This window comes from Cupriavidus sp. FW305-27, assembly GCF_058787995.1.
The window spans coordinates 1-12280 of record NZ_JBYTAG010000037.1; the positions used below are offsets into that span (position 1 = coordinate 1).

Below are 12280 nucleotides of genomic sequence, written 5' to 3' on the forward strand. Positions count from 1 at the left end.
GAACTGCATGCTGCATGGTTGTCTCCGTACCGGGCCGGTCCGGCGCCTGTCCATTGGCTGGCGCTGGCTGGCCCATCTGATCCAGGAATCACCGGCGGCCCCGTACTGCTCTACTGGCGGGTGGCTGCCGGCCTTACGTTCCGTGCTGGCTTCCGGGTCGGGAGCGCGCCACTTCGCGGATGGCCCCCCTGTTGAGGCGGAATCCACGCAATCGCCTGTCCGGACCGGATTGTCCGCGGCAAATTGTCTGAACGTGGAAGCGAATATAGTGCATATCATTTTTGTATGCAATTTTTGAATTCACTGTGCTAACATGAATCGCACAGAATAGAGCTTCGGCCCGGGCGCCACGCCCGCGCCGGCAGGCCTTGCGGCAGACGCCGGCGGGTCTTGCCGGACCACCCGCCGCGGCGTTCACGCACTTCCAGCAGGAGACAACGCATGGCAGCAAATCCGTCGCCGTCCGCCGCAGAGACTGGCACGCGCATCATGGCCTGGGCCGACGCCCTGGCCGTCCACACCGAGCAGCCCGGCATGCTCACCCGTACCTACCTGACCGAGGCCCACCACGGCGCCGCCGCGCAGCTGACCGAATGGATGCAGCAGGCCGGCATGACGGTGCGGCGCGACGCCGCCGGCAACGTGATCGGCCGCTATGAGGGCACTTCGCCCGATGCGCCGGCGCTGCTGACGGGCTCGCACTTCGACACCGTGCGCGACGGCGGCCGCTATGACGGCAACCTCGGCGTGATCCTGCCGATCGCGTGCGTGGCCGAATGGAACCGCCAGGGCAAGCGCTTCCCGTTTGCGATCGAGGTGGTCGGCTTTGCCGAGGAAGAGGGCGTGCGCTTCAAGGCCACGCTGCTGGGCAGCCGCGCCATCGCCGGCACCTTCGACAACAACGTGCTGGACAACGTCGACGACAGCGGCAAGACCATGCGCCAGGTGATGCGCGAGGCCGGTTTCGACGCCGCTGCCTTGCCCGCCGCCAGGCATGACAGCAGCAAGGTCGCGGCCTTCATCGAAGTCCACATCGAACAAGGTCCGGTGCTGCTCAATGAAAACCTGCCGGTGGGCGTGGTGACGGCAATCTCCGGCGCCACCCGCTTTATCGTCGAGCTCGAAGGCCTGGCCGGCCACGCCGGCACGGTGCCGATGGACATGCGCCGCGACGCCGCCATGGCCGGGGCCGAGATCGGCCTGTATATCGAGAAGCGCTGCGGCGGCAAGCCGGGCCTGGTCGGCACGGTCGGCCAGTTCAACGTGCCCAACGGCGCCGCCAACGTGGTGCCGGGCCGCGCCGTGTTCTCCATCGACATCCGCGCCGGCGCTGACGCCGAGCGCGAGGCCGCCGTCAACGACGTGCTGGCCGAGATCGAGCGCGTGTGCGCGCGCCGCAACGTGCGCACGCAGGTGCGCAAGACCCATGAGGCGAAGAGTGTTCCCTGCGCCCCGTGGCTGCAAGAGCAATGGGCCGCCGCGATTGCCCGCCAGGGCGTGCCGGTGCGCCACCTGCCGTCGGGCGCCGGCCACGACGCCATGGCCATTGCCGCCATCGCCGACGTCGCCATGCTGTTCGTGCGCTGCGGCAACGGCGGCATCAGCCACCATCCCACCGAAACCATGACCGCCGAGGACGCCGCCCTGTCCGCGCGCGTGTTCAGCGATTTCGTCGAGCACTTCCGCCTGCCGCAGTAAGCCAGCGCAGATTCCCCGGAACCCACCCGAACCCCTCCGTAGTTGAGAGAACAAGTCATGACCGCACGAGACAATATGAACCCCACTGAAACCACGCTGACGCAGTTCATCGACCAGCACCGTCCGGAACAGGAAGCTTTCCTGGCCGAACTGGTCAAGGTGCCCTCGGACAACCCCGCAGGCGACTGCGACGCCCATGGCAAGCGCGCCAAGGAACTGCTGGAGGGCCTGGGCTTCACGGTGGAGGCGCACAAGGTGCCGGACGAGCTGGTGAAGGCAGCCGGCATGATCAGCGCCACCAACCTGATCGTGCGCAAGCAGTTCGGCACGGGCGGCCCGACCATCGCCATGAACGCCCACGGCGACGTGGTGCCCCCGGGCCTGGGCTGGACCAAGGACCCGTACGGCGGTGAAGTGGCCGACAGCGAGCACGGCCCGGTCATGTACGGCCGCGGCGTGGCAGTATCCAAATCTGACTTCGCCACCTACACCTACGCCGTGCTGGCGCTGATGGAAGCAGAGAAGCAGGGCGCCAGGATCAACGGCGCGGTTGAGCTGCAGTTCACCTATGACGAGGAAACCGGCGGCGACATCGGTCCCAAGTTCCTGCTCGACAACAACCTGAGCAAGGCCGACTACGCCATCTCGGCCGGCTTCTCGTACGGCATCACCTCGTCGCACAACGGCTGCCTGCACGTCGAAGTGACGGTCAAGGGCAAGCAGGGCCACGCCGCCATGCCGCATACGGGCGTGGATGCGATCGAAGCCGCCACCCACATCCTGCAAGCCATCTACGGCCTGCGCGCCGAGCTGGCCACGCGCAAGTCGAAGGTGCCGGGCATCGACACCGCCACGCTGAACGTCGGCCTGATCAAGGGCGGCATCAATACCAACGTGGTGCCTGACCTGGTGACCTTCCGCGTCGACCGCCGCATGATCCCCGAGGAAATCGGCTTCGACGCCGAAGGCGAGATCCGCGCCGTGGTGGAAAAGGCCGCCAAGGACCGTCCGGGCATCGAAGTGAAGGTCGAGCGCATCATCCTGGCCGAGCCGCTGTCGGAACTGCCGGGCGTGGAAAAGCTGATCGGCGCGCTGAAGAGCCGTGCCGAGTCCGTATTCGGCGTGGAGATCCCGGTGCAAGGCGTGCCGCTCTACACCGACGCGCGCCACTACACCAAGCGCGGCATCCCGACCGTGCTGTACGGCGCCGGCCCGCGCACGCTGATGGAAGCCCGCGGCCATAACTCGGACGAGAACCTGCGCCTGAACGACCTGAACCGCGCGACCAAGGTGGTGGCGCTGGCGCTGTCGGACCTGATGAAGTAAGTCATTTCGATTGAGCCGGACCGCCAACAGGCGGTCGGCCAACGCAAAAGCGCCACGGAGACCCCGTGGCGCTTTGCTTTCTTGTTCTCAAGCTTTCCGCAATATCGCGGCACACCACGCGGCGGACTCTGCTTCCACCTGCTCATTCGGAATGCCGATGCCGGCACGCATCGAAGCCCTGCCTTCCTCAATCATCTGCTGGAAAAGGACCTCCTCGTCGCGTGCCTGCCTGCGCCGCGCCAGATACTCGCGCACCAGCGCCTCAGCAACCTGCGAGGTGGTAAGGCCCTCAGCCGCGGCCTCGGCTATGAATGCGTCACGCAATTGCGGGTTCAGCGTGAGAATGAACGGGGCTTCTTCCGACACCAGCATGTCCAATGTCCTTGTAATGACGAAGTATACGCATTGTCGATACCAGGGGCACCTGCGCGACCATGGGACACGTCTGAACTTGCCGCGGCCGATTCCTCCTACGCCGGCAGCGTCGTCGCCCCCACCCCCAGCACCCGCTGCATCAGCACCGTATCGATCCATTGCCCGTGCTTGAACCCCACCGCCTCCAGCCGGCCGACGGTGCGGAAGCCCAGGCGCTCATGCACGGCCAGCGAACCGGCGCCTTCGCCGCCGGCGGTGCAGGCGATCACGGCGACCATCTGGCGCCAGGGACCGGTCTCGCAGCGGGCGACCAGTTCGGCCAGCAGGGCCTGGCCCAGGCCCTCGCCGACGCGGCGGTGGTCGATATAGATCGAATCCTCGATGGCGAAGCGGTAGGCGCTGCGCGCGCGGTAGGACGATGCATAGGCATAGCCCAGCACCTCGCCGTCGCGCACGGCGACCAGGTAGGGCAGGCCCTTGCGGTGGACTTCGGCAAAACGCAGCTGCATCTCGTCCAGGCTCGGCGGCGTTTCCTCGAACGAGGCGCGGCCGTGCAGCACATGGTGCGCGTAGATGGCGTGGATGGCAGGAACGTCGGCGGGTGTGGCGTCGCGCAGGGTGAAGGGTTTGCGCGTGCCGGCGGACGGCGTCGTGGCGGAAACGGTAGTGGAAGTCATCGGGAATGGCGCCCTATGCAAGGACTTGGGGCAACGCAGGATGCGTGCCGGCCACTTGCACCAGCGTGATGCTGCGCGAGGGCCGGTGTCTTGTATATAGTGCGGATTGATTTGCACCGTATTAGTGCCAACGCCCCGGGGCGGGGCACGGCAACGACAAGAAAGGACCCTGCCATGATCACCATCTACCACAACCCCCGCTGCTCCAAGTCGCGCGAAACGCTCGCCCTGGTCCAGGCCGCCAGCGAGCGGCTGGGCGAACCGGTGGAAATCGTGGAATACCTGAAAGAGCCGCCGTCGCTGGCCACGCTGCGCCAGTTGCACACCATGCTGGGCGTGCCGGTGCGCGAGATGCTGCGCGACAACGAAGCGCCGTACGCCGATCTGGGCCTGGCCGATCCTGGCCTGACCGAGGCCGAGCTGCTGGCCGCCGTGGCCGACAACCCGATCCTGCTGCAGCGTCCGGTGGTGGTGCGCAACCGCCGCGCCGCGATCGGCCGGCCGCCCGAGAACGTGGCGCCGCTGCTGGCCTGAGCCAGCCCATGCACGGCACCAAATAAAACCGGCCCCCACGTGGTGGGGGCCGGCCGGTGCTTGAGGCAAACAGCTTCAGGCGGGTCGTCTAATGAACACCCAGCCAGTGCATGGCCTCCTGACCGAAAGCGATGGCCGCCAGTACGACCAGTAGCACCACCAGCGTCACCGTGCTGACGTATAGCGTGGCCTTGGCGACTTCGGCGTCCTCATCCGAGGTGTGGCGATGGGTGATAGGCGTGGCGCCCCGCGTGGCATGCGGCCAATGGATCCGGCCGGCCAGGTCTCTCAAGTGCAGGTCGGTATGAAAACGCATGATCGACACCTCCTCGGCAGGCGCCGCGCGATCCGGGCAACATGGCTCAAACGGCATATGGCGTGGCTGCGCAAGTGCGCCGGATAGTCTGTGGCTCGTTTCGCCCGGTACGCCATATCCGCTTCTACTATAGGCGCGCTGGCGTGGGATGCGAACGCAAAGCCTGCAAGGGGCATGCCGCCTTGGCTGCCGCGGCGCAGCAACCGTTCAGGGCTGCCCGGACGAAGGTGAGGGCTCGCTAGCGTCCGCTGCGGCATCGGACGCCAGGCTGGCCAGTGCGGCCTCGCGCTCACGCAGCGTAGCGAGCATGTTGCAGAACAGCGCACCCTGTTCGAGCGCATCGTCCAGCGCCACATGGGTGTGCGGCAGCGGATCCATCCAGGCGGCCGGGAAGGCCGCCTTGACGGTCTTGCGGTAGGGGCGCCCGGTCAGCGCAAAGCCCAGCGTCTTGATGTCGAGGGCGGCCCAGCCAAAGGGCGAGCGCCCGGCGAACCGCATCATGTACCAGAACATCCAGGTGAAATCGAAGCCGGCCGGAAAGGCCACGAAGACCGGCTTGCCGGGCAGGCTCTCGACCCATTCGACATAGCGGACCATGGCGTCCTCGGGGCGCTGCAGGTCGCGCCGGCAGGCGCTCCAGGCTTCGGGCTGGGTTTGCCACCACTGCATCTGCACCGGGTGGCCGGCGGCGCCGGGCAGGGTCTCGAGGTTGGCGGAGAACGTGCCCACCACGGTCTTGTCCGCCAGCATTGCCGCGGACGCGAACGACAGCATCGAATGCGGGCCCGGGATCGGGCCGTCGGCTTCCACGTCGGTGCTGACGTAGATCTCCGGGCGGGTGTCGGGCACCTGTCGCTTGGCCACGGCCTCAGCCCACGTCGGTCAGGTGATCGGCCACGAACGGGTTGTTGCGGCGTTCCTCGCCGAAGGTGGAGACCGGGCCGTGCCCGGGAATGAAAGTCACGTCCTCGCCCAGCGGCCACAGCCGCGTGCGGATCGAGCGGATCAGATCGGCATGGTTGCCGCGCGGGAAGTCGGTGCGGCCGATCGAGCCGGCGAACAGCACGTCGCCCACCACCGCCAGCCGGTTGGCGCGCGAGAAGAACACCACGTGGCCGGGCGTGTGGCCGGGGCAGTGGTAGACCTCCAGCGTCTCGTTGCCGAACTGCACGGTGTCGCCGTTCTCCAGCCAGCGGTCTGGCTCGAAGCTCTCGGCGTGGCCGAAGCCGAAGCGGCGCGTCTGCTCGGGCAGCTGCTCGATCCAGAAGCGCTCGTCCTGCTGCGGGCCTTCGATGGGGATATCCAGCTCGCGCGCGAGCGCTGCGGCGCCGGCGCAGTGATCGACATGGCCATGCGTCAGGAAGATCTTTTCCAGCGTGACGCCTTGCTCCCTGACCGCCTCACGGATGCGATCCAGGTCGCCGCCGGGATCGCAGACCGCGGCGCGGCCGGTGCTTTCATCGATCAGCAGCGAACAGTTTTGCTGGAAGGGCGTGACGGGAATGAGCAGGGCTTTCATGGACGATATCTTGTGCGCCGGGCGCCTTCTGGCCGGGCGCCACGGAGTGGCCCGCACGGACGGCGGGCGGTGCCCAGCATTGTAGCGCCGGGCGGCGATTCACCGCCCGCGATGCAAGTCGTGTGCTTTATGCATTACCCGCGCGAAAGCCCCGTCTCGGGCGGGAATCCCTTGCCACAAGCGGGATTCCGGGCAGATAGGTCATGATCGTGCGAAATCGCACAGATTTCGTAACAAAATGAAAGAGATAGTCGTAAAGAGTCAATGTTAGACTGCCGCCCATGTTACGGATCTCCGCTCTCGTTAAGCGCTGGCAACGGCTGGCCAAGCTCGGCGCATGCACCGCATGTGCCGTGGTGCTGGCCGCCTGTGCCACGCCCCCTGAAGGCGACAACGCAAGCAACGACAACGCTGGCGCCGTGCCCACGCGCGCAGCAAAGAACGGCAAGGCCGGCAAGACCGATCGCACCGACGCAGACAACAAGTCCGCGCGCGCCTCGGGCGGCGGCAGCTGGAACCTGTTCGGCTATGACGCGGACGATGGCCGCAGCGGCAGCTCGCTGGACGGCCTGCGCGCCGACATCGGCACGTTCGAGCAGCGCGGCGTTTCGTCCTGGTACGGCAAGGGCTTCCATGGCCGCAAGACCGCCAACGGCGAACGCTTCGACATGCGCGCCATGACCGCCGCCCATCCGACGCTGCCGCTCGACAGCTGGGTGCTGGTGCGCAACCTGCGCAACAACAAGGTTGCAGTGCTGCGCATCAATGACCGCGGGCCATACCACGGCAACCGCGTGCTGGACGTGTCCTACGGCGCCGCGCGCCGCCTGGGCTTCGTCGAACGCGGCGCCACCAACGTCGAAATCCGCCGCCTGTCGCGCACCGAAGTGGCCGCGCTGGGTCCGCAGATCGATGCCGGCGGCACCGAGGCCGGCGACGGCAGCGGCGACGACGACGTATCCGTGCCGGAACTGGCCAACTCGCTGGCGCCCGCCAAGGCGCGCAAGTCGACCAAGGCCGGCGGCAAGACCGTCAAGCGCACACGGCGCTGACCAGGGCAGCGCCGCCGCATGCCGCCGCGCGCTGACACCTCTGCTTTACCTTCCTCCTCCCGATCCCGGGATCACGCGCGCACCGCGTCAGTCCTCTGCCTGCCCCGCGCGCTGCGCCAGCGCCAGCTGGTAGAGCGCATCGGTGCCGGCGCCGGTGATGGCGGCCGCCAGCTTGGCGGCGCGCTTGGCCGGCAGTTCCGCCAGCAGCAGCGCCAGCACGCGCTGGGCCTCGGCATCCGGCAAGCCATCCGCGGCAGTTGCGGCGCCAGCGCCTTCCACCACCAGCACGAATTCCCCCTTGGCCCGGTTCGGGTCGGCGGCCAGCCAGGCCGGCGCCTGCGCCACGGGCAGCACAGCGATGTCCTCGAACAGCTTGGTCAGTTCACGCCCGACCAGCAGCCGGCGCTCGCCTGGCAGGCCCGCGGCCAGCGCTGCCAGCGTGTCGGCAATGCGGTGCGGCGCCTCGTAGCAGACCCAGGCGTGGTCCAGCGCCGCCAGCCGGGCGATGGCCTCGGTGCGCGCCTTGGGCTTGCTGGGCAGGAAGCCGACAAAGGTGAAGCGGCCTTCGCCGGCATCGAGCATGTCGCCCGCCACCGACAGCGCGGCCACCGCGGCACTGGGGCCGGGCAGTGGCACCACCGGATGGCCGGCGGCGCGCACCGCCTCGACCAGGCGCGCACCCGGGTCGGAGATGCCCGGCGTGCCGGCGTCGGAGACGTAGGCGATGCGCTCGCCGGCCGCCAGGCGCGCCGCGATGCGGCCCGCGGCCTCGCGCTCGTTGTGCTCGTGCACGGCCACCAGCGGCCGCTGCAGGCCCACGCGCGACAGCAGCTGGCCGGTATTGCGGGTGTCTTCGCAGGCCACGGCGTCGGCCAGGCCGAGCACATGCAGCGCGCGCAGCGACAGGTCGGCGACGTTGCCGATGGGCGTGGCCACGACATAAAGGGTGCCGGCCGGGTAGGACTGGCTGGCCGCCAGGGAGATCCAGTCACTCATGCTTGAGAACTTCCGTTGATGCCATCATTCAAATCCACCACGCAGTTGCAAAACACACAGCTACGCGGTGCGCAGGCGGAGGACCGGGCCCTGGCACACCTGCGGCGCCAGGGCCTTGAGCCCGTGGTGCGCAATTATCGCTGCAAAGGCGGCGAGATCGATCTGGTCATGCGCGCGCCGGACGGCACGCTGGTGTTCGTTGAGGTGCGCCAGCGCAGCGGCCGGGGCTTCGGCGGCGCGGCCGCCAGCGTCACGCCGGCCAAGCAGCGGCGCGTGCTGCTGGCAGCAGCGCACTACCTGGCCACGCTGGCGCAGGTGCCGCCGTGCCGCTTCGACGTGGTGGCCCTGGAACCCGGCCGGCTGGACTGGCTGCAGCATGCCTTTGACCAGGATGCCGCCGGGGCTGGTTCATAATGCGCGGCAGACCCTAAGGTACGATCCGCGGATCGCAATGGCAACAACAAGGCCCCAGAGCCATGAGTATCGACAGTATCCAGCAACAATTTCTAGACAGCGCCGAGACCAAGCGACAGGCCGCGGCGGTGATGGCCCCCTATATCGACGCCGCCGTGGAACGCATGGTCGGCGCGCTGACCAGCGGCAACAAGATCCTGGCCTGCGGCAACGGCGGCTCCGCAGCCGATGCGCAGCACTTTGCCGCCGAACTGGTCGGGCGCTTCGAGCGCGAGCGCCCCGGCCTGGCCGCGATCGCGCTGACCACCGACAGCTCGATCCTGACCGCGATCGGCAACGACTATGACTTCAGCAAGGTGTTTTCCAAGCAGGTCGAGGCGCTGGGCCAGCCCGGCGACATCCTGCTGGCGCTTTCCACCTCGGGCAATTCTGCCAACGTGATCGCCGCCATCGAAGCCGCGCGCCAGCGCGAGATGGCCGTGGTTGCGCTGACCGGCAAGGGTGGCGGCACCATCGCCGGCCTGCTCGATGAATTCGATATCCACCTGTGCGTGCCGAGCGAGCGCACCGCGCGCATCCAGGAAGTGCACCTGCTGACCCTGCATTGCCTGTGCGACGGCATCGACGAGGCACTGCTCGGGGAAGCCTGATGCTGCCTTCCTCCCATTCCCAACATCCAGCCACAGCAAGGACCGCATGACGAACCTGCCCACTACGCAAGCCCCCCGGAACGGCGCCGGCGCGCGCCATCCTTCCCGCACCGCCGGCCTTGGCCGCGCCAGCCTGGCCGCGGCGGCCGTGCTGGTCTGCGCCACCCAGCTCGCCGGCTGCTTCCCCGTGATCGCCGGCGCCATGGGGACCGGCGTGGCCATGGCCACCGACCGCCGCCCGGCCGCCACCCAGACCGTGGACCGCGGCCTGCAGCTCGAGGCCGAGAACACCATCAACTCGCGCTACCGCGGCCAGGCCCGCGTCAACGTGACCGTGTTCAACCGCAAGGTGCTGCTGACCGGCGAAGCCAGCAACGACACCGTCAAGCAGCAGGTCGAGCAGTATGTGCGTGGCCTGCAGAATGCGCGCGTGGTGATCAATGAGCTCGAGGTCGTCAACTCGCCGGGCTTCATGACCCAGAGCCAGGACGCCTACCTGACCAGCAAGGTCAAGACCCTGCTGATGACCGCCGACGGCGTGCCGTCCAACTCGATCAAGGTCACCACCGAGAAGAGCGTGGTCTACCTGCTGGGCGTGGTCACCGCCGCCGAGGGCGACCGCGCCACCGACGTGGCGCGCAATGCCTCGGGCGTGACCAAGGTGGTCAAGGCCTTCGACTACGTCAACGACACCGAGCGCGCGCGCCTGGACTCGGCTTCCACCTCGCAGAACCCGTCGTTCGACGGCAATGTCGGCACGCCGGCGCCGGTGCAGTCGGTGCCGGGCGTGGGCGGTCCGATCGATGCGCCGGCCGGGGCCGCCACGGGCACCACCGCGACCACCAGCCCGGTCGCCGCACCGGTGACTTCGCCGGTGACGCTGCCGCCGGGCCGCAACCTGCCCTGAGCACACGCCCGGCCCAGCTTCCCGGGCCGGTTCCGACGGCGTCCGCTCATGCGGACGCCGTTTGTCCTTCTGCGGTTTTCACCGCACACGGTCCCTGCCCGATGTGCTACGGTAGCCACGCCGGCCGCCCCCAAGCGGAACCCAGCGCCGGCCCTACACGGAGCGAGACCATGACAATCTTCCCCCGGCCCGCTGTGTTGCTGCGGCTGGCGCTGCTGGCCGCGGCGCTGTGCGGCGCCCAGCCGGCGCTGTCGGCAGACAGCGCCGCCCCTGCCACCGATGCCGCGCTGCGTGCGCGCAGCCAGGCCGCCGCCTGCACCAGCTGCCACGGCCCCGCCGGGCGCGCGCCGGCGGGCAGCACGATCCCGCCGCTGGCCGGCCGCCCGCAGGCGGAACTGGCCGCGCAGATGCAGGCCTTCAAGGCCGGCACGCGGCCGGCCACGGTGATGCACCAGATTGCCAAGGGTTACAGCGACGACCAGATCGCGGCCATCACGGCGTGGTTCGCCGCGGTGCGCTGACAGCGGGGGACTACCATGCAAAGACGAAGCTTCCTGGGCGCCGCGGGCGCCGCAGTACTGGGTTCGGTCGGGGTCGGGTCGGCACGCGCCGCGGCGCCGGCCAGGGTGGTGGTGGTGGGTGGTGGCTACGGCGGCGCCACCGCCGCGCGCTACCTGCGCGAGTGGAGCGGCCAGGCGATCGAGGTCACGCTGGTCGAACCCAATCCGGCCTTTATCTCCTGCCCGCTGTCGAACCTGGTGCTCGGCGGCAGCCGGCAGCTGGCGGACCTGACCTTGCCGTACGACGCGCTGGTGCGCCGCCACGGCGTGCGGCTGGTGCGCGATACCGCCGTGGCCATCGACCCGGCCAAACGGACCGTGCGCCTCGCGGGCGGCGCCACGCTGCCCTACGACCGCCTGCTGCTGTCGCCCGGCGTCGAAATGATGAGCGATGCGCTGCCCGGGCTGAAGCAGCCCGGCGGCGACCAGGTCCTGCACGCCTGGAAGGCGGGCCCGCAGACCGTTGCGCTGCGCCGCCAGCTGGAGGCCATGCCGGACGGCGGCACCTATGCCATCAGCGTCCCGCTGGCGCCCTACCGCTGCCCGCCGGGACCCTACGAGCGCGCCTGCCAGGTGGCGTACTACTTCAGGCAGCACAAGCCGCGCAGCAAGGTGCTGATCCTGGACGCCAACCCCGACATCACCTCCAAGGCCGGGCTGTTCCGCAAGGTGTGGGCGTCGCAGTACCCGGGCATGGTGGAATACCGGCCGCAGTTCAACGCGGTGGATGTGGACCCCGCCACGCGCACGCTCAAGTTCGAGGTGCAGGACGACGAGCGCGCCGACGTGCTCAACGTGCTGCCACCCCAGCGCGCCGGTGCGATCGCGGTGTCGGCGGGGCTGGCCACGGCCAATGGCAAGTGGTGCGAGGTGGACTTCGTCACCTTCGAGTCGCGCGCCGCGGCCAATATCCACGTGATCGGCGATGCCATCCAGATCGCGCCGCTGATGCCCAAGTCGGGCCATATGGCCAACCAGCATGGCAAGGTCGCGGCCGCGGCCATGGTCGCGCTGCTGTCGGGCCGGGCACCCGACCCGCAGCCGCTCTACAACAACACCTGCTACAGCTTCACCTCCGACCGCGAGGCGGTGCACGTGGCCAGCGTGCATCGCTATGACGCGGCGCAGAAGACCATGGTCACGGTGCCGGGATCGGGCGGGCTGTCGGAGGCGCCGAACCAGCTCGAAGGCGACTACGCACTGGCATGGGCCAAGGGCATTTGGGCGGAGATGCTGGGGTAGGTGCAGGGCGGGCC

15 protein-coding genes are annotated in these 12280 nt (G+C 68.6%); 9 read left to right on the forward strand and 6 right to left on the reverse strand.

Features of this window, described 5'->3' with window-relative positions; all coding sequences use genetic code 11:
* Positions 1-441 precede the first annotated feature (441 nt).
* Together AC3WRI_RS18465 and AC3WRI_RS18470 are read left to right on the forward strand one after the other, a co-directional pair.
* Positions 442-1698, forward strand: a complete 1257-nt coding sequence (locus AC3WRI_RS18465) for an allantoate amidohydrolase (RefSeq protein WP_011616205.1) — start codon at positions 442-444, stop codon at positions 1696-1698.
* A 57-nt stretch (positions 1699-1755) separates the two neighbouring features.
* Positions 1756-3024, forward strand: coding sequence for a M20/M25/M40 family metallo-hydrolase (locus AC3WRI_RS18470; RefSeq protein ID WP_010812137.1), 1269 nt, complete (start codon positions 1756-1758; stop codon positions 3022-3024).
* 87 nt (positions 3025-3111) lie between these two features.
* Here AC3WRI_RS18470 and AC3WRI_RS18475 read toward each other — a convergent pair whose 3' ends face one another.
* Together AC3WRI_RS18475 and AC3WRI_RS18480 are read right to left on the reverse strand one after the other, a co-directional pair.
* Complete coding sequence (locus tag AC3WRI_RS18475; RefSeq protein WP_011616204.1) at positions 3112-3396, reverse strand: hypothetical protein; 285 nt, start codon at positions 3394-3396, stop codon at positions 3112-3114.
* A gap of 98 nt (positions 3397-3494) precedes the next feature.
* Positions 3495-4076 (reverse strand): GNAT family N-acetyltransferase, encoded by a 582-nt coding sequence (locus AC3WRI_RS18480; RefSeq protein WP_010812135.1) that lies wholly within the window; start codon positions 4074-4076, stop codon positions 3495-3497.
* A 174-nt stretch (positions 4077-4250) separates the two neighbouring features.
* Between AC3WRI_RS18480 and arsC the strand changes: the two genes are divergently transcribed.
* Positions 4251-4610, forward strand: coding sequence for an arsenate reductase (glutaredoxin) (gene arsC, locus AC3WRI_RS18485; RefSeq protein WP_010812134.1), 360 nt, complete (start codon positions 4251-4253; stop codon positions 4608-4610).
* A gap of 88 nt (positions 4611-4698) precedes the next feature.
* On the opposite strand, the gene AC3WRI_RS18490 is transcribed toward arsC, so the two are convergent.
* The 3 genes from AC3WRI_RS18490 to AC3WRI_RS18500 form a co-directional block, all read right to left on the reverse strand.
* Positions 4699-4926: a hypothetical protein gene (locus tag AC3WRI_RS18490; protein WP_010812133.1), complete on the reverse strand. Its 228-nt coding sequence runs from the start codon at positions 4924-4926 to the stop codon at positions 4699-4701.
* 207 nt (positions 4927-5133) lie between these two features.
* Complete coding sequence (locus AC3WRI_RS18495) at positions 5134-5790, reverse strand: hypothetical protein (RefSeq protein WP_010812132.1); 657 nt, start codon at positions 5788-5790, stop codon at positions 5134-5136.
* Positions 5791-5794: 4 nt separating this feature from the next.
* The gene (locus AC3WRI_RS18500) at positions 5795-6445 is read right to left on the reverse strand and encodes an MBL fold metallo-hydrolase (RefSeq protein ID WP_010812131.1); all 651 of its coding nucleotides are present in this window, start codon (positions 6443-6445) and stop codon (positions 5795-5797) included.
* A 281-nt stretch (positions 6446-6726) separates the two neighbouring features.
* Here AC3WRI_RS18500 and AC3WRI_RS18505 point away from each other — a divergent pair, with 281 nt between their 5' ends.
* The gene (locus AC3WRI_RS18505) at positions 6727-7497 is read left to right on the forward strand and encodes a septal ring lytic transglycosylase RlpA family protein (RefSeq protein ID WP_492293766.1); all 771 of its coding nucleotides are present in this window, start codon (positions 6727-6729) and stop codon (positions 7495-7497) included.
* 87 nt (positions 7498-7584) lie between these two features.
* Here the strand turns inward: AC3WRI_RS18505 and rsmI are convergent, their stop codons facing one another.
* Positions 7585-8493 (reverse strand): 16S rRNA (cytidine(1402)-2'-O)-methyltransferase, encoded by a 909-nt coding sequence (rsmI, locus tag AC3WRI_RS18510; RefSeq protein ID WP_010812129.1) that lies wholly within the window; start codon positions 8491-8493, stop codon positions 7585-7587.
* Positions 8494-8511: 18 nt separating this feature from the next.
* Between rsmI and AC3WRI_RS18515 the strand changes: the two genes are divergently transcribed.
* From AC3WRI_RS18515 to AC3WRI_RS18535, 5 genes are all read left to right on the forward strand, one after another.
* A complete protein-coding gene (locus AC3WRI_RS18515; RefSeq protein WP_010812128.1) occupies positions 8512-8907 on the forward strand; it encodes a YraN family protein in 396 nt (131 codons plus the stop codon).
* Between the two features lie 62 nt (positions 8908-8969).
* Positions 8970-9557, forward strand: a complete 588-nt coding sequence (locus AC3WRI_RS18520) for a phosphoheptose isomerase (protein WP_010812127.1) — start codon at positions 8970-8972, stop codon at positions 9555-9557.
* A 46-nt stretch (positions 9558-9603) separates the two neighbouring features.
* The gene (locus AC3WRI_RS18525) at positions 9604-10464 is read left to right on the forward strand and encodes a BON domain-containing protein (protein WP_010812126.1); all 861 of its coding nucleotides are present in this window, start codon (positions 9604-9606) and stop codon (positions 10462-10464) included.
* A 170-nt stretch (positions 10465-10634) separates the two neighbouring features.
* Complete coding sequence (locus AC3WRI_RS18530; protein WP_010812125.1) at positions 10635-10985, forward strand: c-type cytochrome; 351 nt, start codon at positions 10635-10637, stop codon at positions 10983-10985.
* 15 nt (positions 10986-11000) lie between these two features.
* Positions 11001-12266 carry an NAD(P)/FAD-dependent oxidoreductase gene (locus tag AC3WRI_RS18535; RefSeq protein ID WP_011616200.1) on the forward strand — a complete coding sequence of 422 codons (1266 nt, stop codon included), beginning with the start codon at positions 11001-11003 and terminating at the stop codon, positions 12264-12266.
* The last annotated feature ends 14 nt before the right edge of the window (positions 12267-12280 follow it).

Excerpts from the sequence above, each read along its gene's own strand:
- AC3WRI_RS18500 (WP_010812131.1), bottom strand. The coding sequence starts at position 6,445 with ATGAAAGCCCTGCTCATTCCCGTCACGCCCTTCCAGCAAAACTGTTCG.
- AC3WRI_RS18505 (WP_492293766.1), top strand. The coding sequence starts at position 6,727 with ATGTTACGGATCTCCGCTCTCGTTAAGCGCTGGCAACGGCTGGCCAAG.
- AC3WRI_RS18490 (WP_010812133.1), bottom strand. The coding sequence starts at position 4,926 with ATGCGTTTTCATACCGACCTGCACTTGAGAGACCTGGCCGGCCGGATC.
- AC3WRI_RS18520 (WP_010812127.1), top strand. The coding sequence starts at position 8,970 with ATGAGTATCGACAGTATCCAGCAACAATTTCTAGACAGCGCCGAGACC.
- AC3WRI_RS18465 (WP_011616205.1), top strand. The coding sequence starts at position 442 with ATGGCAGCAAATCCGTCGCCGTCCGCCGCAGAGACTGGCACGCGCATC.
- AC3WRI_RS18475 (WP_011616204.1), bottom strand. The coding sequence starts at position 3,396 with ATGCTGGTGTCGGAAGAAGCCCCGTTCATTCTCACGCTGAACCCGCAA.
- AC3WRI_RS18530 (WP_010812125.1), top strand. The coding sequence starts at position 10,635 with ATGACAATCTTCCCCCGGCCCGCTGTGTTGCTGCGGCTGGCGCTGCTG.
- AC3WRI_RS18525 (WP_010812126.1), top strand. The coding sequence starts at position 9,604 with ATGACGAACCTGCCCACTACGCAAGCCCCCCGGAACGGCGCCGGCGCG.
- AC3WRI_RS18470 (WP_010812137.1), top strand. The coding sequence starts at position 1,756 with ATGACCGCACGAGACAATATGAACCCCACTGAAACCACGCTGACGCAG.
- rsmI (WP_010812129.1), bottom strand. The coding sequence starts at position 8,493 with ATGAGTGACTGGATCTCCCTGGCGGCCAGCCAGTCCTACCCGGCCGGC.
- AC3WRI_RS18535 (WP_011616200.1), top strand. The coding sequence starts at position 11,001 with ATGCAAAGACGAAGCTTCCTGGGCGCCGCGGGCGCCGCAGTACTGGGT.
- AC3WRI_RS18515 (WP_010812128.1), top strand. The coding sequence starts at position 8,512 with ATGCCATCATTCAAATCCACCACGCAGTTGCAAAACACACAGCTACGC.
- AC3WRI_RS18480 (WP_010812135.1), bottom strand. The coding sequence starts at position 4,076 with ATGACTTCCACTACCGTTTCCGCCACGACGCCGTCCGCCGGCACGCGC.
- arsC (WP_010812134.1), top strand. The coding sequence starts at position 4,251 with ATGATCACCATCTACCACAACCCCCGCTGCTCCAAGTCGCGCGAAACG.